The organism is Vibrio sp. 10N.261.46.E11, from assembly GCF_041472735.1.
In the GTDB taxonomy this organism is placed as follows: Bacteria; Pseudomonadota; Gammaproteobacteria; order Enterobacterales; family Vibrionaceae; genus Vibrio.
The window spans coordinates 1-22354 of record NZ_JBFRQW010000041.1 but is presented as its reverse complement, the minus strand read 5'-3'; the positions used below and the strand labels follow the sequence as shown (position 1 = coordinate 22354).

Genomic DNA, 22354 nt, shown 5'->3' with positions numbered 1-22354 from the left:
TTGGTCAATTTAAACCATACAGATTGAAATAATTTAGCGATCTACATCTCGAAAATCATCATAAAACCCATAAAAATCAGATCTATAGGCTTCTCATTTGCCAGTAGCCTTCACCATTGGTCGAGAGTTGGCTGTGTAAATAATCAAGCGTATCTGCGACTATTCCTGAAATGCCTTGTGGTGGGTTAAATAACAACAAACCACTGCCGATTAGGCGATCATCATCCTTAGGGTCTCGAAGGCGAAGCTCCGACTTAATCGGACTTGGCAGCAAACCATCTTTCACAGCAGTAACACAGTGATTCAGAATCAGTGAGCTCTTGTCATCCGTATAAAGTGGGTACCAAATCAAGGCAGATACCTTCTCAGACTGCTGATACGCCTTAACCAAGGCATCAATCACCGCGAGATATTCAGAATCGGTTTCATAGGGAGGATCGATAACAATCAGGTGATGATTATCGTGCTTTGCCACATCATCAGGCAGCGCTTTGAGCCCATCACCTGCGGTAATAGTGAGCTTGCTTGAAATATCAAGGTCACGTTGTAACTTCTCAATATTAGTTTGCAGTAAATCAGCTTCATCTTGCTGAATGTCTGAAAAATAGAAACTATCTTGGCTGCGGCCTTGTTGGTAAGTGATGGCGGCAGAACCCGGATACAAAGAGATAAGTTGATTCGGATTGTAGTATTCCAGTACCGACATAAAAGAAGCGAATGCCGGAGGAAGGTAAGCCTTATTGCGCCACAAGTACCCGACCCCTTCGGCAAACTCACCTGCGTGATTGCTTGGTGCGGTGGTTAGGTCATAACACCCTGTACCTGAATGCGTGTCGATAACGTTGAGGCGTGAATGCTGCTGCATTAATGACTGAACAAGTGCACTCAATACTGGATGCTTCAGTGCATCACCATGGTCGCCTACATGACATTGATGTCGATATTCCATTCCCTTGCCTCATTTCTACTGACGTCATATAAACATACTTCATATGATGAGGGCGTGCCTGCTCAATCCATTGTTTTTTTGAAATAGCCTCTCTTTTAACTAACTGACTCTTATAAAAAAATAAAGCCCTTCGTCTTGCTACAAACGAAAGGCTTTGCTGAACTCACTCGTTAGTCAATGAGGACTAAGGCTGAGCGCTATCTAATTAGAAAACTTAAGCAATCAGGAAACTAAGGGTACTCACCCTCAACTTCTACTGGCGCTTTCACTTGATAGTGACAAGGCTGCAATCCAAGTAACTTAGGTAGGGTGATGCCTACTGAAATGGAGGACCACGTACCGCTAACAATACCCACAACGAGTGCAATAGCGAAACCTTGCAGCGCAGCGCCACCCAGTAGCCAAAGCGCTGATACGGTAATTAGCGTCGTTCCTGATGTCACCATGGTGCGTGAGAAGGTCGCTTTAACTGATTCGTTAAGCAGGTTGTCAGTATCACCGTTTGGATTCCCACGAAGCATTTCACGAACACGGTCGGCAATGATGATCGAGTCATTCAATGAATAACCGAGAATCGCTAGCACAGCCGCTAATACAGTCAGGTTGAACTCAAATTGAGTAAAAGCGAACAAACCTAAGATAAGCGTTACGTCATAGATGATCGCGGCAAGAGCACCCAGTGCCAAGCGCCATTCAAAACGTACACTCAGGTACAGCATGATCATTAGGAAACACACCAATACCGCCAAGCCACCTTGGTCAACCATGTCTTGACCTACCTGAGGGCCAACCACGCTGCTGTTGAGCACTTTTACTTGGTCACTCACCGATGACAAAGCATCCACTAAGTTTGGCTGTGGCGCGTCTGTCAGTTGGCTGTAACGAATTGTCCAGCGATCCTGTTCTGCCATACCAACCACTTGCACATCTTGTTGGAAAGCCGTATCAAGTTTGGTTTTTAACGCATCTTTGGTTACTTGATCAGAGAGTTGAACTTCAGCAACTACACCGCCAGTAAAGTCCAAGCCCCAGTTAAAACCTTTCACTGCCACCAGCATCACAGAGCTCATGAACAGCACAATGGAAATCACAGACATCACCTTACGAAGGCGAGTCATATTGCTGTCTGTAATATAGCGGTCTGCAATATTGCTGTTTGAATTAATCATTTTTGAAGTACTCATGCTTAAATCCTTACATCGTGGCGTTGGTCACGCCCCCAAACCAAATTGATGATCGCTCGTGAAGCAAAAATGCCTGTGAACATACTGGTCAGAAGACCTAAGCCCAGTGTCAGAGCGAAGCCCTGAATCGGACCATTACCTATGGTGTATAGAGCCACAGCAACGATCATGGTGGTGACGTTAGCATCGAAAATTGACGAGAAGGCGCTATCGAAACCACGGTCGATAGAGCTAGCAAAGCTGCGTCCCTCTTTCATCTTGTCTCGAATACGTTCGAAGATAAGCACGTTAGTATCCACCGCCATACCGACGGTCAGTACCAAGCCTGCAATACCTGGCAGAGTTAAGACTGCACCTGGTAACAAGGCAATCAAGCCAAACAATGTGGTCATGTTAACCACCAATGCACAGTTCGCGACCCAACCAAGGCGACGGTACCATAGCGCCATAAACGTTAGCGTAAGGCCAAGGCCAAGCGCAAGAGCAGCAAAGCCGTTAGTTACGTTTTCAGCCCCCAAAGATGGGCCAATGGTACGTTCTTCAATGATGGTCACTGGCGCAGTCAATGAACCCGCACGCAGCAGTAACGCAAGCTCTTGCGCTTCAGCCAAGCTGCCAGCACCAGTAATTCTGAAACGGCTGCCCAATTGAGACTGAATGTTTGCCACACTAATCACTTCACTGTCTTGCTTGCTGTTGCCCGCTCTATCACGACTGTATTCGCTGTACACGGTTGCCATTGGCTTACCGATGTTATGACGTGAAAACTCAGACATTTTCTTACCACCAGAAGAATCTAGGGTAATGTTTACTTCTGCGCTGCCCATCTCACCAATGCCACTACGAGCATCAATAATGTGTTCACCGCTCAGTACTGCTTTGCGAGCGACAACGACACGATTGCCATCTGTATCTTTTAGCGTTTGAGTATTGCGAGTTGCATTGTCGTAAACAGAGTAGAACGCCAAAGATGCGGTTGCACCAATCACGTCTTTTGCTGCTGCAGGGTCTTGAACACCTGGCAATTCAATACGAATACGGCTTTCACCTTGGCGTTGAATCGATGCTTCTGTGATGCCTAATTCTTCAATACGGCTGCGCATGATTTGCAGGTTTTGTTGAACGGTTAGGTTGCGTAGCGTTCTTTGCTCTTCTTCAGACTGAGTTAACGTCAGTGACTTATCTGAACGATCACGTAGCCAATGTGGGAACTCTTCACGAATCAGCTTTTGTGCTTTTTCGAAATCGGCGTCGGTACGGAAATCAAACTGAACTTGGTTGTTGACCACTTTACCGCGTGCGTAACGCACCTGACTGGTCACCTCATCGACCATCGCTTGCGCTTGTGCTTGTGCGTGGTAAACCGGTTCCATGTCCACTTCTAATAAGAACTGCACACCACCACGTAAATCAAGACCTAACTGAATCGGTGCAAAGCCCATGTCAGTCAGCCATTTAGGTGCTGCAGGCTCCATAGCAAGCGCAACCGTCGCGTTGTCGAGGAAGCGCTCATTAAGCACTTCTTTGGCTTTCGCTTGTTGCTCGGCGTCTTCTAAGATGACCACTAAACGTTTGTCTTTTTGAAAGGCTGATTTGGCTTGAATGCCTTCGCTAGCAAGATATTGAGTCACTTGAGTAGCGTCGATCGTCTGCTCAGAACGGTTACTGATTTGAACCGAGGCATCTTCGCCAAACCAAGAAGGTAAAGCGCTTAGAATCATGATGATGATGGTGGCAATAAGCACCACGTATTTCCACTTTGAGTAGTGGTTAATTTGTTTTCTTGGAATGCGTTTTTTCACAGTCAAGATCTCTTCTTTTTACCAATCACCGTAGACACGTGCTCAAAAATAGCACCAGAAAAAAGCAGTGATCGAGCGTTTTAACCAGCTAGGATGGCCCGTTATTTACTGCGATTGGTATAACTAATGTTTTGCGAACACGAACGACAACTAGTCACAACCAGAACAAGCTGATTGAACGATAGTGAGGCTAATAATTGTGTGTCGCTATATTGGGTTAATTGGCGAGTTCAACGGGCACGAGGCGACCATCGAACCGACCAATTTGAGGTCAAACGATTAGCTAAGAAGTTCTCGGAAATGCGAGTATTGGATGTTGCCCTCTTTCCACCCCGAAAGCCGGGAAGACGGAGAACTCACAATACTGGTCCAATGCTGCTTAGAGTCCAACAACGGTGTGTTGAAAAGCAGAGAAGCCAGTATTGAAGGTGGAGAGAAGTCGATCAGTAGATGATAAGCAGGCTCAAGATCGGCCACGCTTTCTTGCTCGTTACTGAGCATACGTCTGAAGTTTGCAGCTTGGAGGCTCGACTCGGTGTCATGATAGTTGGAACTGTCACCATAAGGCACGGTACCAAACGGAACCTTATCGCACTCTAAGTAGCTCGACGGATTATCCGTAGTGGCTTGTTTACACTGTTTTTTCGAGGAAGATTGTTCATTTGATGAAAATTGTTCATTCTGCGAAGATTGCTCTTGAGCCGAATGAATTTGGAATGGCTTAGAAGGAAACGAATAGCCGTTAGAATTCACTAAGCCAAAGCTCAGTAAAAACAACATTAAGACTAATCGGGTACCTAGTTTAAGCAATTAACAATAATCCTGAATGGTAAACACTGCGACAATATATAACAGCTATGAAAGTTACAATTGATTTAGAAACACAACCGAACACATTTGACACTACGCTGACAATTGCTGACCTCCTAGCCCTGTATTCACGCATCCAAAGTCGTCAAAAACAAAAAGCCAAGCAATGAATGCTTGGCTTTGAAGGGGTATTTGTCGAAGCACTTTTGGCTATCGTTTTCACGCTCTACTTTAGGCTTTAGGCTTTAGGCTTTAGGCTTTAGGACGCATGATGTTCTTAATCTTACGGCTATTCTCACCAAAAATACGCTGTATTAGATCATTCATATCTTCAGTGGATATCGATCTCGCCACGCGATCAACTTGAGACAAGGCTTCGATATCATAACCATGAAGTAGATAACGAGACACATACCACGCTTGGTCTATAGAGCTCATCTCGAGAGGCGTGAAGTCAGCTTCAAACTGTTTCACAACCGCTTGCATTTCCTCTTCAGAAACGCCTTGTAGAAGGTCTGTAACCACCTTATCTATCGCCACTTCCACTTTATTAACATTTTCTGGCGCTATCATCGCACCGATAACCCACTCATCACTCAACTCATTATCTGCAGACGCTGAGAACGTATAAGGCGAGTAATCTAAGCTTAACTCTTCACGAATATAGGCTTCCAAACGAGTCGCCAGCAAACGTTCCAGTAAGCTATCCATGAAGATATCTTTAGCTGTAAAGGCTTTACCTGTTGTTGGCTCAGAGATGACTCGTAAGATGTACTCTGCGCTATTCACGTTGTTGATGGCTAGATCAATGCGTGGTTCTGATGTTTGTTTGTAAGCCACCTTAAAGTCAGGCACTACCGCTTTTTCCAATGGAATCGAAGCCAAATATTGCTGAACCAAAGGCTTGAGTACGCTTGGATCAATATCACCAACGATCACCAATTGGTTATGCCTCATTTGACCAAACAGTTGCTGATGAAGCTGACTGATATCTTCCACAGAAACGGCTTCAACACGCTCTGTTTCAACAAAGAGGTGACGACCGTCAAGATGATAGAGATTCTGGTTTATTGCGCGTTCAAACTGTCCAACAGAACTGCTCAAGAAAGACTCTCGACCTTGTACAAACTCTTGCTTCACCGCCTCTAACTGCTCGGGATTAATTTTAGGCGCAGTTATGAAAGTATAAAGTGCAGCAAACGTATCTTTAAGCCCATCTTTTTGAATATTAAATTCAACACCATGACGAGTGCTGCCAATAAAAGAGTCGGCTTGAATATTTTCACGGTCAAGGTATGCGTGAAGTTCAGAGCCGGTCAAATCACCGACACCACTTCGCGCGAAAGTAGGTAACGCAATCTCAACGGCAGGGTATAAGCTTGGATCCAAAGCGGCCTTTCCACCCAAGCTCATGTACATCACGCCAACATCATCATTCGCCTGTGCATCGCGCAGGTACCACATATCTATACCATTACTTAGCGTCCATTTTTGAATGTATGGATCGACAGATATTTGTTCAACCAGCACAATATCGCCTTGCGAACTCGGCACAGCAAAAGCACTCCCCGTCAATGCAACCAACGGCGCGGTGCCCGTTTCTCTATTAGTACCTATTTTGCTATTAGTACCCATTTCGCTATAAGTGGCTTTTAAGCTCTCTAACGAGTTATTAATTGCGGCTCTATTTTCAGTCTTATTCATGCCAATGATCATGAAATAATCACCAGAAAGTATGCTTTTTATGTTGTCATTAATCACTTCAAGACTGAAGTTGGAAATGAAATCTCCCATACTGGCCTGATAATCTTTCTGTGATTGAACGATTCGACCAGTCACTAAAGCACTTGCCTTATTGTTCGCGTGATCGACACCGTCCTCTTTATCCCAATCATGCTCAATATTATCGAGCAAGTTTTGGTAGTAGTGCTGTTCACCAACAATCTCCGATTCCGAGACACCGTAATCACGCAATGACGCCAACGTCGAGAGCATCTTTTGCTGAGTCACTTCTCGGCTTCCAACAGGGAATCCAATACTGGTTGATGAGTAAAGCAGAGCACCCATTTCAAGACTGTCTGACGCTATCCATTGAGTCGGCAAAGCCGCATCATTAAATACCGCTTCAAGTCGTTGTTGAATCAATAACTGGGAGGTTTCATCCAACCAACGTTGGTGCTGTTGATCGTGAGTTTCAATGATGTTTGAGCCTCGGTTAAACGTCAGTGAGATACTTGGGGCTTCTCTCTTCGTATACTCAACATAGTCACCTTCGTTGAAAGTGGTGATTTTCTGTTTGACTGGTTTCGGTGTTTCACCACGCTGCCAACTAGAAAACTTTGCTTCGATTAACGGGATCACGGTTTCTATATCCACATCACCTGAAACAACGAGCTCTGCGATTTGAGGTTGATACCAAGTCTGGTAAAAGTCGGTTAGGGTTTGAGAAGTCGCATTTACAACCGATTCTTTGGTTCCCAATGCGTCTTGAGATTGATACGGGCTACCTTCAATAAAGTGGTCATAAAACACTTCTGGGAATGACTTATCGTCAAGGCGAGCCATACGAAACTCCCCAAGAACCACCCCTTTTTCTTTGTCAACTTCTGAACTGGCGAGATCCAACCCATCACCAATGTCACGCATCCACTTCAAGGCAGACTGTAATTGGACGTTATCGGGTAGATCTAGCTGATATACCGTCTCTTCATAAGAGGTGTAGGCATTAATGTCAGCCCCAAAACTAGCACCTGCATCTTCAAATAGGCGAATCACATCGTTTTGAGAGAAGTTCTTACTGCCATTGAATGCCATATGTTCGACGAAATGTGCATAACCTTCTTGTTGAAGAGTTTCTTGAATCGAGCCTGCATGTACGACTAAACGAACAGAAACTGGCGCTTCATGATCAGGATAAACATGATAGGTAAAGCCATTCTCTAGTTGGCCTGAAGTCCAAGCCGGGTCCGGTTGGATGAAGGTTTCGGTGATACTTGATGTTGAACTACAGCCAACCAAGGTAAGGCATATTGCCGTCGCTAAATAATTTGTTTTCATAACAACCTCTTAATGTCATCTGCCGACAATATACATGCAGAGTTAATGATTATTATTTAATATTGAACCGAACGAGTATCTTTGTGATCTGGATCTTTATTTTATAAATTACACTCAGTTATATAAGGCGCGAATTGCGAGTATTTAAAAGTCTCTACCTAGTTTAAAAGACTAGCCCCTACCTAACGAAAAAAGCCAAATGACTGTGCATTTGGCTTAGATTCGACATCATATATTCAGGGTGAAAGCGACTTTTCTGAAAAGTCACTTTACTCAATCAGCTTAACTTTGTGGCCTTAACAAGTTCTTCAACTGGTAGCTGTTATCTCCAAAAATTTCTTTAGCATACTCCGTCATATCTTTACTAGAAATTGAATCTGTCGTTCCCTGTAAGTCAAACAGTGCCTCAACACCATAGTCATGAATTAAGTAACGTGAAATAAACCAAGCTTGTTGCGTGGGCTTATATTGAAGTGGCGTGAGGTCAGCCACTAGCTGTTTAGCTGCCGTTCGAGTCTCTTCTTCAGAGATCCCTTTGACAGCTTCAGCAATAATTTTATCGATCGCCCGTTCAACCTGATCCAAGTTTTCTGGGGCTGTTAAGGAGCCCACAAACCAGTCGTAACTTGGCTCACTGTCTTGAGCGACCGAATACACGTAAGGTGCATAATCCAAGCCTAACTCTTCACGAACATAAGCCGTTAGACGACTCGACAATACGCGCTGCAGCATATCATCCATAAACACATCTTTTGCTGTTTTATCCCGAGCTTGCTGGGAAATTACGCGCAACAAGTACTGACTGCTGTCTTCATTGTTAATCGATACATCTATTCGCTCTTCTGAATCCGTTTTATAAGCCACCTCATAATTAGGAGATTCAACCGCTTCTAGTGGCAATGAAGCAACATATTGGCGTACGAGGGGCTTAATTTCAGATGGCTTAATATCAGCAACGATGACAAGCGTATTGTCTCTTAACTTCTGAAAGAGTTGATGCTGCATATCAAGTATATCTTGAGGTGTAACTGCTTCAACATCTTCACTTTCCAACATGATATGACGACTGCTATCTTGATAGCTGTTGCGATTCACCATCTGGGTAAACTGTCCCAATGGGGTTTCTAGGTAGGCAGTACGACCTTGCGTGAATTCAGACTTCACTGCCTCAAGCTGATCGCTGTCAATTTTAGGTTCGGTCACAATGGTATACAATGCAGCCAAGCCTTCTGCGAGCGTCTTCTTCTTAGTGTTTATTTCCAACCCGTGATGAGTGAAGTTAATGAAGGGGTAAATTTGGATGTCTTTACGTTTCAAATGGGAATTTAATTCCGAGCCACTGAATTTACCAACGCCACTGCGATTCGAAGCTGGAATGGCCACCTCTAGCGCAGGAAATAAAGAAGGATCTAGGGCTGATTTACCACCTTCACTGGCATAGTAAACGCCAACATTATTACCCACCTCAGGGTTTCGTAAATACCAAACCTCGATACCATTGCTCAATGTCCATTGTTGTAAGTTAGGATCCTCACTCACCTGAATTTGTTTCACAATGTCGCCTTGAGATTCTGGCACGCTAAACGCAGAACTTGCGGTAACAAGCAGTGGTTTATTACCTGTCTTTTTATAGGCTTTTCTGACATCTTTTAGCTCGTTATCCATTGCTAGCATGTCTTCCTTAGAAGATAAACCTAACCCCAAAACGTAAGGGCTAGAAAGCAAATCATCTAAGTTATCATTCACAGCCTCGAGATCCGCATTCGCAAGAAACGTTTTCAAACTCGACTTATAATCAAGCTGTGATTGAACGGGTTGGTTAATCACCAATGCTGTCGATTTACCATCAGCATGAGCCACAGCATCCATTTGATCCCAGTTTAATTGAATGTCATCGAGGTTCGCTTGGTATTGCTGAAGCACACTCGCCAACTCATATTCACTTACGCCATAATCACGCAAAGAGGCGAGAGTAGAAACAAACTGCTGCTGACTTTGCTCTCGGCTATCAACAGGAAAACCGACAGTAGTAATCGAATACCTTTGGTACTCTAATAAGTAGGGTGTTGAAGCAACCCACTGCACAGGTAACGCAGCGTCAACAAAGTCAGAATTCAACCTTTGTTGGATAAGTTGTTGAGCAATATCATCTAACCAAAGCTGATGTTGTTGCTCATGGCTCTGTGTCACTCTTTCCCCACGATCAATCACTATCCCTATGCTCGGTGGCTCGACACCAGATCCATACGCCACAAAATCTTGAGTATTGTAATCCACTGACGTGTTCTTCACGGGAACCGGTGTTGTGCCTCTTTGCCAATCAGAGAAAGTATCTTCAATCAAAGGGATCACTTCTGCCAATGTGATATCACCAGAGACAATCACTTCGGTTAACTGAGGTTGATACCAGGTTTGGTAATAGTTATTTAATTCTTGAACATTCGCTTTAGAAACGGATTCTTTATTGCCAATAGGATCGTTACTTTGGTAAGTCGTCCCTTCAACCAGATGATCGTAGAACTTAAACAAGAGAGGTTTATCTTCAACTCGCGTGTATCGAAACTCCCCAAGTATCACACCTTTCTCTTTTTCGATTTCAGCTTCGGACAGCAATAAACCATCGCCAATGTCTCTAAACCAAGCCAGCGCTTTGTTTAGGTTCTTATTGTCGGGCAGATCTAATTTATAGAGGGTTTCTTGGTAAGAGGTATAAGCATTTAAGTCTGCACCAAAACTGGCACCAGATTGCTCAAATAGCTCAACCACCTCATTTCCTGAAAAGTTCTTGCTGCCATTGAACGCCATATGCTCAACAAAGTGGGCGTACCCTTTCTGTTGTTCGCTCTCTTGCAAAGATCCGGCATGCACTAGTAAGCGTACCGAGACCGGTTGTTCTTGGTCAGGGTAGACATGGTAGGTTAATCCGTTATCTAACTCTCCTTTGACCCAGTATGGATCGGATTTCAATAACGTTTGTTGCTGAGGAGTAGAGCTGCAACCTAGCAATGTGGAGCTCAATACGACGACTAAATAGTATGCTTTCATAACGATCTCTTTGAAGGGCTTTCCTCCAATATATCCGATCGCCAAAGTGTAATAATTCGCCATTAAATCAAACGACTAAAATTTTAGAGTCACTCGATATAAGTATGAAAGTGTTTAATTTATAAATTACATGAATTAGTTGTAGAGCCGATATGTAGCGCCTTTTATTCGTTCTCTACATACCTTTAAACAACGCTTGCGAGGCGCGGCTGATCGGTAACTTCTCACCGGAGACATAAGCCGACATTTGGCCTGAGAGCCCTTTCTTCACCTTATCAATGGCCGAGACTTTCACCACCACCGAGCGGTGGATCTGCCAAAACTCATCAGGATTGAGTTGGGCGATCAGCTCTTTTAGTGATACGCGAAGAATGAACTCCTCTAGAGAGCCGCCTTGGCCTTTTTTGAATATCGAGACGTACTTGTCTTCTGCTTTGAAGTAAGCCACATCATCGACGGCGATTAGGTGAATGTCTTCCCCGACACTGGCTTTAAGCCACGTTAGATGTTTCTTCTGCTGTTGATAAAGGGGCTGCGATAGATAAGGAGGCTGCGTTTGCTGTGACGTCGATTGTGATAACTGCTGAAGTTGACTCATTAACGCCGTGATATCGGGTTGTTCTGGCGTAATACCTGATTGTGTTTGATGGCTCGACAGACGCGCTTGAACCTTCTGACAGGTAGCGAGTAGACGCTCTTCGTTGATTGGCTTCAGCAGGTAATCCATAGCATTGTGTTCAAAGGCTTTAACTGCGTATTCGTCATAAGCCGTAATGAACACAATCAATGGCGGCGAATCTAGCTTGTTCAATTGTTTCGCTAGTGAAATTCCATCCAGCTCAGGCATACGAATATCGAGAAACGCCACGTCGGGCTTAAGCTGCTGAATACTTTGCATCGCCTCCAAACCGTTTTGTGCCTTACCGACGATCTCTAACTCCGGCCAAACCTCAGCCAAACTCTTGTCGAGATGGTGCCTTAACAGTGCTTCATCGTCTGCGATAATCGCCGTTACGCTCGGCTGTATTGCTGGGTTGTTCATGGTTAGTCCTTTAAATTCACACTGTAAATCGTCTATTTTTTCGTCACTGTTCTGTGCTTTCTGGTCTGTAATTCTAAGCGGCTGCGTCAGTCAGTGGCAACAAGATCGTAGAGACTACCCCACCCTCAGCTTGTTCAGTAATCGTTAGACTCGCCTTATCACCATAAAGGGTTTCGATTCTTTGACGAATATTGCTTAACCCAACACCATGCCCCGTATTCGCAGAAGGTGTTTTCAACCCTGCACCACTGTCTGACACTTCAATCTTCAACTGCTCGGCTTGTTGAGTAATACGAATATTCACTTGGCCACCCGCCGCTTTGGGTTCGATACCGTGCGTGAGTGCATTCTCGACCAAGGGTTGAATCAAGAAGGGGGGAATCACCTGCAAATCACGAATCTCGTGTGTTTCAATCGAGAACGCTAAGCGCTCACCCAAACGTATCTTTTGGATATTAAGATAAGCGTCTAACAAGTCGACCTCTTGTGCGATGGTCGATTGCTCGGTACGGCTGTTCTTCAGAGTCACACGCAGCAAATCAGTCAGCTTTTCGAGCATCAATTTGGCTTTGGCGCTGTCACTCTCAATCAACACATTGATGGTCGCAAGTGTGTTGAACAAGAAGTGCGGTTCAATTTGGCTTTGCAGTTGCTTAAGCTGACTCAGCACCACAACCTTTTCTTGGTCGGCCTGACGACGCTTGGCCACTTCCAATTCGTTATCGGCACGTAGTTGCTGCTCTCGGGTATAGAAATAGTAATAGCAAACCGAACAGAAGATCACACCCAACAAGACCACAGATTTAAGATCAGAAATATTCGCCCCAAAGAATCCGTTCAGCCAATAGTGCGCGTTCAAGGTACCAAAGGTCATCGCGATCACCATTGATATACCCACTTCAAGCGTTCTGGATGTTCTCTTGAACAACTTAACCAAGATAAAAGAAGAACCGACTGCGCTGTAACCAAAACCAAAACTAATCGCAAGGTTGACCACAAGATCGCCGCCCCAAATAGTCTGTGTGGTGATGGCGATAACAAAACAAAACAAAGTGGTCAGTACAAAGCTTTTAATCCATGAAAACCGACTGTCTGAAGAAGTGTCCATTAAAATCGTCCTTTGATATTTAAAAGAATCATATGACTATCCGGTAAGTTGACGTAAGCAGAATCACTTTTACCGCCTAGAAAGCGTGCAGCAAGTTCCAAATTCAACGATGAATCACCATTATCGAAAGCCAGATAATTAAGCCACTGAGTAGCAATAAAACCACCATCTAGTGGAGACAACATCACATCAAACGTTGGCGTGATATCTTCAAGCCAGCCATGTGTCGAATCCAAAGACCAGTGAAACATGATGTTGTGTTGAACCAAATTGGCGTGCTGATAGCCTTGCGCATAAGAACCAGCCAACAAAGCTGTCATCGGATTAACCGACAAAGACTCTGCACTTTCTATCGCACTTTGCCACTCTGAATGGCTCCAAGCGCGACTATCAAACCAGTATTCCAATACCACATTGTGGCCAGTGTCATTCGCCCATGTTAATCCGGCTAACGCTTGATAGGCCTCGCCCTTTTCTTCTAAATAAACAGGTTTAAGCATGGAATCAGGCTGGTTGTAGCCAAGGCTTTGTCGCTGATAAACCATCGAACCATGAAACTCCCACGCGAGGTTTAATACTGACACCAAACTTGCCCCAAGCAAGCCGTGGCGCACATCATCGTAATAAGCGATCCATTGATACTCGTGGTCGCCAATCAGGTTGTAACGACGTACCCCAAACCCTTGTTGCTGGTTTTGCTTTTCGAATTCATTTACGTCTTGGGAAGTCCACGAAGAATCGCTGTAAAGCAGTGTCCATTCGCCCGTCATATCAAACAGTGACGCCGACGCAACACCCGCGCCCTCTTCTGCGACAATGCCTACTGGGTTTTGGCGATACGGCTTGATGATGTCTAACGGTCGGTAGCCATAGCCCACGCCCCAATCGAGGCGAACCTTGCCGAGCGTGACATCAAGATAGTGATCTCCGATTATTGAATTCAACACCTCAACACCACCTTGCCAAAACAACTCACGCGCAATGAATTCCGATTCAAAGCTCGCCTCTTGCCCTTGATGGTTGTTGCTCAAAATATCGTTGGCTTTGACTGCAAACAGGCCAAGCCAATTGCCGTAACCAACCTCAAGATCCAACAAACCATTGAGTGACTGACGATTGTCAGGTGCTAAAGGGCTAAATGGCGACTCTCGCGATTCAACGGCTTCAGCACTCAGTTGCCAGTCCCACGCTAGGCTCAGTTCATCAGCGTGAATCGTGTTACTCACACAAAACAATGAAAACAAGGAAGCAATTAAAGGCTTGATGTGGAACCGACGACTAGAAGCTTTCATGGCACCCACCTAAAGCCCAGACACGCTATTACGTGATAAGTAAGCAGGGTTGTAGTATTTGTCCGCTAAAGCTTGTTCGCTTACCTCACGGTACTCAATCACGGTTTTCTTACTTGGTTGAATCTTATCGAGCAAGGTCATCGACACTACACTTGGCAGGCCATCACGCACGCCTTCAGTAAACCACGCTTGCTTGGCTAGCTTTCCTGAGCGCAGATACAAATCCGCTTTGACCGGAAATGCGCGGTCTGCCGTTAACCAAAGCTCGATAGATTGATAACTCGCGCCCTTAGTCTTTGCGGTGAGTTTTAAGTGATGGGTATCGAGTGTCTCGCCAGTCGGCATCTCAACTCGTTGCTCAGCAACCCACTCTCCTTGGTAATCTTCACTCCAAGTGAGCGTTGAAATATCCCCTACCGAAGCTTCACCCAATAGCTTTTGCATTGGGGTAATACGAATTGGGCGGCGAGATTTTGGCATCAGCAACCAGTAGTTATCTTCAATCATCAGCATCTTTTGTCCTGCCTCAACAGCTGATTTAAAGACTACTAATGACTCTCGATTTGGCCTTGTGTAGACGTTGTATTCACGGGTTTTGTCCAGTTGCTCGTCTTGATATAACGCCACCAAAGACACTACCTTAGACGCTTGTGCGCTGTTCAAACGATAGCTGTCTGCCTTGGCAATCATCTCGGTAACTTGTTGTGAATCAACCGCCCAGCTTGACGCCGATGCTAGAAGCGAAGCCAAAACAGAGCCCAACGCGAAAGCCAAACCCAAGGTATTCAATGAACGAGTTAATTTACACATAAACCAGTGCCTCCGTGATTGGCTTATTCACGCCTTTGCGAGCAGAGAAATAAGCAGCTAGCAAACATATCGTCAGCACACCTAAAGTGGCGTAACCAACCAATTCCAATGAGAAGTAAATGTTGAGTGGGTAACCCTCGGTTCGACCCGGAGGTGGTGGCATTTGTATATCAACCACCAGCAGTAACAGCGACACCAAACCACTCACTAACGCGCCGATCGCGCTGCCAATCAGTGCCAGCAAACCCGCCTCTTTTAAGAAGCCTGCAACGATTTCAGAAGGGTAACTGCCGAGTGCCGACAAGGTGCCAATTTCACGAGTGCGTTCCGTCACCGACATGGTCATAGTATTAAACAGCGACACAAACACCACCAACGCCATCACTGCGCCCATGATGCCGAAGATCCGGTCGTAAAGATCTTTAACCTTGGTGTAGAAAAACGCGCGATCTTGCCATGGGGTGATCTCGATCTCTGTGCCTTGATCGTTTTGGCTAGCGCTATTTCGATCTAAAGCAGTTTGGATACGCTGTTGAACGGTCGAGGTCTTACTTGTTTCAAATAGGAACACCGATAGGGTGCTGACTTTGTCTGAGGCCAAAAGCTCTTGTGCGGTAGTGATGTGTACATACAGCTGACGTTTGTCTAGCTCAGGAACCCCAGTCGAGTAGATGCCTTGCACCTTAAAATCAAAAGCATTCAAAGCACCGTCACTGGTGGTGGCGAGCAGCGTTACCCAATCGCCAACCGCAACTTTGAGGTTACGAGCAAGGTCAGTTCCCAGCATCACTTGTGGCTCTTGGTTGTCGTATCTTGGGGATTTCACATCCGACAGGGTTTGCCCACTACGCACATCAAGGAATGGACCTTTCATGTCGAACTCACGCTCATTAACACCCGTTCCCATAAAGATGGTCGACTTACTGCCGTTAGACACCAAACCGCTGAAATAGACTCGCGGCTGCACACCACGCACGTCACTATCGCCAATAATGCTCTTGGTTAGCGCTTGAACGTTGTCCAGACCATTGCTCAGCGGCATGTCTTCGTCTTGTTCAAAATATCCCGGCGTGCTCAAAGTAAGATGACCAGTATCTCGCGCTGTCGATTCACGCAGAGATTCATAGGTGTAAAGCCCATAGCCGCCCGCACTGGTCAGCGCAAATACCGCAATCGCGATGATCAATACCGAAAGCAGGCTGCGTCGACCGTTTCTCAATAAATTAAGCCACGCCAAACGCACCGAAGTTGGAAGTAAAAACGTGCTCATTCTTTGCGTTAACTTGCCCATGAGATCGCCTCCGTAGTTGCGGCTTGTGGAGCGAGTTGTCCATCGATTAACTCAATCACTCTGTCGCAACGCTGCGCCATTCTTGGATCATGCGTTGCGACAATAAAGGTGGTGCCCATCTCGTGGCCGAGCTCTTTCATAATGTCGATCACAAGGTTGGCAGTGTGGCTGTCTAAGCTGGCAGTCGGCTCATCGGCAATCACTAGGCTTGGGTTGTGGATTAACGCTCTGGCAATCGCGACACGTTGCTGCTGACCACCTGAAAGGTTGTCTGGGCGGTGATGAACGTAATCCCCCAAACCAACGCGCTCCAGCATATGTTGTGCTCTGCTCTGTTGTTCTTGCTTCGTGCATTGGTTCAACATCAATGGATATGCGACGTTCTCAAGCGCTGTCATCACCGGAACAAGATTGAAGCGCTGAAACACAAAACCCAACAACTGACGACGAAAGCGCGCAGCGGAAATTTGCTCTGTTGGATACGCTTTGCCATCAATGTTTATCTCACCTCGATAGTCCATATCCAACAAACCAAGGATGTTCAACAGTGTGCTTTTCCCTGAACCCGATGGGCCACACAGCGCCACCATCTCACCACGTTTGATTTGGCCATCGATTCCCTTGAGAGCGTCTACGCTTTGACCGCCAGTGAGATACGATTTGCCGATATCCTTAAATTCAATCATTTCGTTGTCCTCTGATTACCCATCATTCTTAAGCGTTCGCAGTTGTTAATGAGCTTTAGTAAACCGCCATTTAGCATTCGCAACGGTTACTTGGCTTTCGCTATTAGGGCCTTCGCCGTCATAGTTTCGATGTTGCCAGCATCGGTGTTTTCCATTTTTTCCAACCACACTTGTGCCTGCTTGAAGTCTTCAGCACGAATCGATGCGGTAATGGCATAACGGTAAATCCACGATGTCGCAGCGAAATGTTGTTGTTGGAAATCATCTTCCGCAAGTAACGAGAGGAACAGGTCATAACCACGATCGAAATGGTTAAACATGTCTGGTAGAGAGGTGTAAGTCACCGCAGCCATGGCGCGAGTTAGGTAAGAATCCGGCAACCCTTGAACTCGGGGTTGTTCATGAATTGGTTGGTCTTCGTCTTTAAGCAGAACAAGAGATTTATCAATAGTCGATAAACCCTTCTCCACATACTTCATTTTGTTCCAAGGCAAGAACGCATCACGCCCCATCAAGGTCTCTGTGCTTCCGAGGTAAACCAAGGTCAGTGGCGTCGCACCGTCTTGTTGCAGCGTGTCATTCAGGCGTTCGTAAGCCACTTCAACCAAATCTTCATTGCCTTGCGCCGCTTGGTTGTAGATATCGAGCACGTCTGAACTTGGGTTGGCCTGCGCCAAAGTGGGTGCAAACGAAACAAGTGCAATCAGTAATGAACGCTTAAGCAGAGAAGTGGTAGAGCCTGAATTTAATGAGTGTGAAGTAGTCATGATTTCTAATCCCTTTCAAATGTTGACGCTGAAAGGTTAACGAGAATTTGTCACGCCGTTTTATCAATGCGACGAATGGTAATTACGAGGAGTGGATGGTTGAACGAAGGCGTGAGCGGTCAAAGATAGGTAAAAATACAGACAAAAAAATAGCCGCTCAATGGCGGCTATCTTGTCATGGTCTAAATGACTAAATCTAGATCAAGGGTGCTTAATTTCTAAAGGAAAAGCACGCTTACATTGACTTATTATTTATCTAGCTTAAAGAAGCTTAGTTCTGAATTGAGTTCTTTCGTTACTTCAACAACGCTTTGGTTTGCTTGAGCTGATTGATCAATGCCTTCAATGTTTTGTTGAACCAGTACGTTCATATTTTCAAGCTGTGTCGATATATCTGTCGTAACGGCACTTTGCTCTTCTGATGCCGTAGCAACGATGGCATTCACTTCTGAAATACTTAAAACCTTTTCTGATATCGAATGAAAAGATTGAGCAAGCTCATCAGTCGTAGACTTTGTTAAACGCATCAGCTCGACGTTTTTCACCATAGATTCATCCGCTTGCTTAGATTGGTCTTGTAACTGCGCGATGATTTCTTGGATATCGATAGTGGACTGCTGAGTTTTCCCAGCCAAAGCTCTTACTTCATCAGCAACAACAGCAAACCCTCTTCCTTGCTCACCGGCTCTAGCCGCTTCAATCGCGGCATTAAGCGCTAACAAGTTGGTTTGCTCAGAGATGTTCTTAATTACCTCAACAACACTGCTGATACGCTCTGAGTGCTCTCTAAGTAAATTCACGACCGTTTGAGTTTCTGATATTGATTCAGAAATTTCTTCTGTCGTGTCAGTTGAGTTTTTCAATGTTCCATGGCTTAGCTGAATAATGTCATTCGCTTCCATTGCTGACTGCTCAGCTCTTTGTGCGTTGTCAGCAACGTCTCTCGCTGTTGAAGATAACTCAGTCGCGGCCGTCGCGATTTGCTCTACCGATGATAGTTCATTCAAAGAGTTACTCTGGGATCGCTCTATCAGAGCTAAAGACTCTTCTTGCTTTTGGTTAATTGAATTCATGCTTACACCTGCCTGTGACAGGATATCATTCAATTTTGCAGACAGTTGAGACAAAGAATCTGAAATAGTGTCGAGCTCATTTCCACCCTCTTTCAATTTAACGTCCGATAAACGTCCATTCTCAAGGGCTTTAATCCAATTTACGATCAATGGTAAATTTCTCAATTCTCTTTTCACTAGGAAATAAGATGAGCCAGAAGCAACGATAGAAGAGAAAAGAACCAGCCACCATGAGAAAGAAGAGTTGGACTCTAAAACTGAATCAGAATGGGCTAATTCTTCCTTAGCGACGTCCAATTGCAATGAGATCAGTTCACCAAGAACGCCTCCCATATCATCAACAAGGAGATAAAGCTGAGTGATCATCTCAGAATCATCAATCATCATATTTCTATGTTTATCAAGAATTAATGGTACTTCTCGCTCCACCTTGTCTATTTTAAGTTGAAGCTCTTTTGCCAACCCCTCTTCTTCTCGTGTTAGCTGCGTTGCCAGATAATGAAGAAATAGCTCATGAGCCTCTTTCATCGCAACAGAAACACCAGAATAAAAAGCCGCCTGTTCTATCATTCCTACATGGTATTTATTCGCCGCATCAATCACGCTTACTGCGTACAAATCAGAAATACTTTTCAAATCAGATAACGGAATGACTCGGTCCTCGTACACCGAGTGAAAACTGTCCATAACCTCATTTGAGGTAGCTTCGCTTTTTAAGTTGCTTACAACTAAAAAAATAGAAAAGAACAGTGGAACTAGAAGAAGCTTTGTTGATATTGATTTCATATAACCCTGAAAAATAATGTATGGAAATTTACTAATAATGATAATCCTATCACACTTTTTAACCAATTTATCATTGACTTGCAATTAAACAACCTAAACAGACCAGTTAAGTTAGCGATCATTTCTCAACTATTTTGTAATGAAATGGCAATATAATCTTATCAATTAAACAATTCATCAGCATGGAGTGAAGCGAAATTAATACAGTTCTCGCAGGACGCGAACGGTGCTGATGGACTTTCAACCAAAACAAGCTTACAACCACTTACATTGTTGGAAAATATGTTATTTTTATTTTTAATAAAAAATAAAAATAGCCGCTAATTAGCGGCTATTTAGGTAATTATTTTCTACTTTCCTCTCTCGTCTAATACTTAGTCTTTCTACTTCTTAGTTTCTTCAACCACAGCTTTCATCAATACTGACGTATCCATGCGGCCTTGTCCTTGGGCAGACAGTGCCTTGTAAGCGTTGTTGGTCTTTTCAGTCAATGGAAGTTGAATACCTTGACGTTCAGCTTCATCTAGGCAGAAGCCTAAATCTTTGATCATCCAATCAATGGCGAAGCCGAAATCGAATTTGTCTTGTGCCATTGTGGTCGCGCGGTTTTCCATCTGCCATGATCCTGCTGCGCCGTTTTTAAGGCAATCAACCAAAGTTGGGATATCCAAACCTGATTTTTCTGCAAGTACCAAGCCTTCAGAAAGGCCATTCAATACGCCTGCGATGCAGATCTGATTGACCATTTTCGCGCGTTGGCCTTGGCCTACTTTACCCATTAGAACTGACGACTTGCCGTAAGCTTCAAATACAGGTTGAAGGTCGTTGAATAGCGCTTGCTCGCCACCACACATGATGGTTAACACGCCGTTTTCTGCACCCGCTTGACCACCAGACACTGGTGCATCCATAAAGCGAACACCCGCTTGCTTCGCGGCCACTTCAAGCTCTTCAGACAGCACTGCAGACGTTGTGGTGTGGTCGACAAGAATCGCGTTTGGCTTCATTGCGGCCAGTGCGCCTGTTTCGCTGGTCGTCATGCTGCGTACGTCGTCATCGTTGCCGACACAAACCAATACTACGTCAGCTTCTGCTACACACTCAGCTACGCTTTCTGCGGCTTTACCTTGGTGTTTATTAGCCCAGTCTAGTGCTTTGCTGTGAGTGCGGTTAAATACCGTTACTTCAAAACCGGCTTTGACTAGGTGGCCTGCCATTGGAAAACCCATAACGCCTAGCCCGATAAAACTTACTTTCATTTCTTTCTCCTTTTTATTCAACTCAGCTCATCGTAATGGAACGATCGAACGCTCTCAATCAAGGTTTCGATAAGCAAGGTCAAAGCCTTCGGCTGATATTTTCTTTCTTTGTACACTAAATACGCTTGGCGATCACCCCGATGATACTCAGGCAGTACTTGAACCAGATTCATCTCTGGAGAAACATGGCGGAAAGGCAGTGAGGCGATACCCAATCCCTTTTGCGCCGCGGCCGCAACAGCATAAATATCATTAACGATGAACTTAGGTTTAATCGTCACCATCTGCTCTAAGCGATCGGATTTGTAGAGCGGTATATCAAACACATCATCGACATTAATCCACTCTTGATGCTCGAGATCGTCTGGATTTTTAATCTCATCACGAGAACCCAAATAATCTGGACTCGCAAAAAAGCCATGTTTAGCTTTAAAAAGTGGCCGTGCGATCATGCCTTCCATGTCCGAAATCTTAAACGTGATCAGTAAGTCACGGTCGGTCTGCGGGATAAACTGTTGTTGGCTCAAGGTAAGGTCGAGCTGAACGTTCGGATATTGAGTGAGGAATTTTTCTACCGTCGACCCTAGAAAGCCACTATAGAAGTTATGAGGTACGGCGAGCTTTATCTTGCCTTGAATAGCGTCACGCTCTTCTAGCAAGCTATTAAAGCCCTGATGAATCGACTCCATGCCGCTGCTCAGTGCAGAAAAGGCCGCCTCGCCGTCTTTGGTGGCCACCAGCTCACGACCTTTCTTTTCTAAAAGGCGGATGCTTAGACGCTCTTCCAAGGCGGTTAACCGACGTGACATGGTCGACACAGGCAGTTGAAGTCGCTTCGATGCCGACAACAAAGAGCCCTCTTCAACCACAGCACAGAATAAGAACAGATCATCAATGTTTCCAAATATGGAATTCATACTTCTATATGTGCCTATTTTTCTCATTAATGGATAGATGTAACCTTATCTCATCAACAACAGAAAATCACGGGAGAACACAGTATGAACAACAAACAATTTTGGGTAACCGCGATTTTATCCTCCCTGACCATGGCGACTATCATGTCTGGGTTAATTTCTGGCTACAAAATGGGATTCAGCCCCGAGTGGCCGCCAATCTGGCTGCAAAGCTTTTTCATTGCTTGGCCGTGTGCCATCGTGCTCAACCTCACCGTGCTCCCTTTGATCAGAAAACTCTCTGCATGGATTTGTAGCCCGAGAGCGCTTTGCATACCTGAGGTCACGGAACGATGATCAAGGGCTTATGCTCTAGGAGCTATGATCTAGAAGCTGCCATCAAGGGGCTGCGATCAAAGAGTCATGCTCACGGATACATGTCTGAATTACGCCCATAAAAAAACCGAGCACTAGGCTTAATGCCGATCAGTTAAGTA

At 45.0% G+C, this 22354-nt stretch carries 17 protein-coding genes; 1 reads left to right on the top strand and 16 read right to left on the bottom strand.

The window, feature by feature from the left end; all coding sequences use genetic code 11:
• Positions 1-82 precede the first annotated feature (82 nt).
• The 16 genes from rlmJ to AB4407_RS13570 all read right to left on the bottom strand — a co-directional run bounded on the left by rlmJ (position 83) and on the right by AB4407_RS13570 (position 21878).
• Positions 83-949: a 23S rRNA (adenine(2030)-N(6))-methyltransferase RlmJ gene (gene rlmJ, locus AB4407_RS13645; RefSeq protein WP_372120943.1), complete on the bottom strand. Its 867-nt coding sequence runs from the start codon at positions 947-949 to the stop codon at positions 83-85.
• A 230-nt stretch (positions 950-1179) separates the two neighbouring features.
• Positions 1180-2133 (bottom strand): protein translocase subunit SecF, encoded by a 954-nt coding sequence (gene secF, locus AB4407_RS13640; protein WP_372120942.1) that lies wholly within the window; start codon positions 2131-2133, stop codon positions 1180-1182.
• 2 nt (positions 2134-2135) lie between these two features.
• Positions 2136-3941, bottom strand: coding sequence for a protein translocase subunit SecD (secD, locus tag AB4407_RS13635; RefSeq protein WP_372120941.1), 1806 nt, complete (start codon positions 3939-3941; stop codon positions 2136-2138).
• A gap of 273 nt (positions 3942-4214) precedes the next feature.
• Positions 4215-4715, bottom strand: coding sequence for a hypothetical protein (locus AB4407_RS13630; RefSeq protein WP_372120940.1), 501 nt, complete (start codon positions 4713-4715; stop codon positions 4215-4217).
• Between the two features lie 282 nt (positions 4716-4997).
• Positions 4998-7802: an insulinase family protein gene (locus AB4407_RS13625; protein WP_372120939.1), complete on the bottom strand. Its 2805-nt coding sequence runs from the start codon at positions 7800-7802 to the stop codon at positions 4998-5000.
• A gap of 282 nt (positions 7803-8084) precedes the next feature.
• Entirely contained in the window at positions 8085-10847 is a 2763-nt protein-coding gene (locus tag AB4407_RS13620; protein ID WP_372120938.1) for a M16 family metallopeptidase, read from the bottom strand.
• 175 nt (positions 10848-11022) lie between these two features.
• A complete protein-coding gene (locus AB4407_RS13615) occupies positions 11023-11889 on the bottom strand; it encodes a LytR/AlgR family response regulator transcription factor (protein WP_372120937.1) in 867 nt (288 codons plus the stop codon).
• Between the two features lie 73 nt (positions 11890-11962).
• Positions 11963-12997 carry a sensor histidine kinase gene (locus AB4407_RS13610; RefSeq protein WP_372120936.1) on the bottom strand — a complete coding sequence of 345 codons (1035 nt, stop codon included), beginning with the start codon at positions 12995-12997 and terminating at the stop codon, positions 11963-11965.
• Positions 12997-14289 carry a hypothetical protein gene (locus AB4407_RS13605; RefSeq protein ID WP_372120935.1) on the bottom strand — a complete coding sequence of 431 codons (1293 nt, stop codon included), beginning with the start codon at positions 14287-14289 and terminating at the stop codon, positions 12997-12999. Before AB4407_RS13605 ends, AB4407_RS13610 begins: the two co-directional genes overlap by 1 nt.
• A gap of 9 nt (positions 14290-14298) precedes the next feature.
• Positions 14299-15099 (bottom strand): outer membrane lipoprotein-sorting protein, encoded by an 801-nt coding sequence (locus AB4407_RS13600; RefSeq protein WP_372120934.1) that lies wholly within the window; start codon positions 15097-15099, stop codon positions 14299-14301.
• Positions 15092-16390 (bottom strand): FtsX-like permease family protein, encoded by a 1299-nt coding sequence (locus AB4407_RS13595; RefSeq protein WP_123961502.1) that lies wholly within the window; start codon positions 16388-16390, stop codon positions 15092-15094. The genes AB4407_RS13600 and AB4407_RS13595 overlap by 8 nt, the downstream gene beginning before the upstream one ends.
• Positions 16378-17076 (bottom strand): ABC transporter ATP-binding protein, encoded by a 699-nt coding sequence (locus tag AB4407_RS13590; protein ID WP_372120933.1) that lies wholly within the window; start codon positions 17074-17076, stop codon positions 16378-16380. Before AB4407_RS13590 ends, AB4407_RS13595 begins: the two co-directional genes overlap by 13 nt.
• A gap of 86 nt (positions 17077-17162) precedes the next feature.
• Positions 17163-17843 (bottom strand): hypothetical protein, encoded by a 681-nt coding sequence (locus AB4407_RS13585; RefSeq protein WP_372120932.1) that lies wholly within the window; start codon positions 17841-17843, stop codon positions 17163-17165.
• A 248-nt stretch (positions 17844-18091) separates the two neighbouring features.
• The gene (locus AB4407_RS13580; RefSeq protein WP_372120931.1) at positions 18092-19702 is read right to left on the bottom strand and encodes a methyl-accepting chemotaxis protein; all 1611 of its coding nucleotides are present in this window, start codon (positions 19700-19702) and stop codon (positions 18092-18094) included.
• Positions 19703-20085: 383 nt separating this feature from the next.
• Positions 20086-20961, bottom strand: coding sequence for an NAD(P)-dependent oxidoreductase (locus tag AB4407_RS13575; RefSeq protein WP_372120930.1), 876 nt, complete (start codon positions 20959-20961; stop codon positions 20086-20088).
• Between the two features lie 17 nt (positions 20962-20978).
• Complete coding sequence (locus tag AB4407_RS13570) at positions 20979-21878, bottom strand: LysR family transcriptional regulator (protein WP_372120929.1); 900 nt, start codon at positions 21876-21878, stop codon at positions 20979-20981.
• Positions 21879-21962: 84 nt separating this feature from the next.
• Between AB4407_RS13570 and AB4407_RS13565 the strand changes: the two genes are divergently transcribed.
• A complete protein-coding gene (locus AB4407_RS13565; RefSeq protein WP_372120927.1) occupies positions 21963-22214 on the top strand; it encodes a DUF2798 domain-containing protein in 252 nt (83 codons plus the stop codon).
• The last annotated feature ends 140 nt before the right edge of the window (positions 22215-22354 follow it).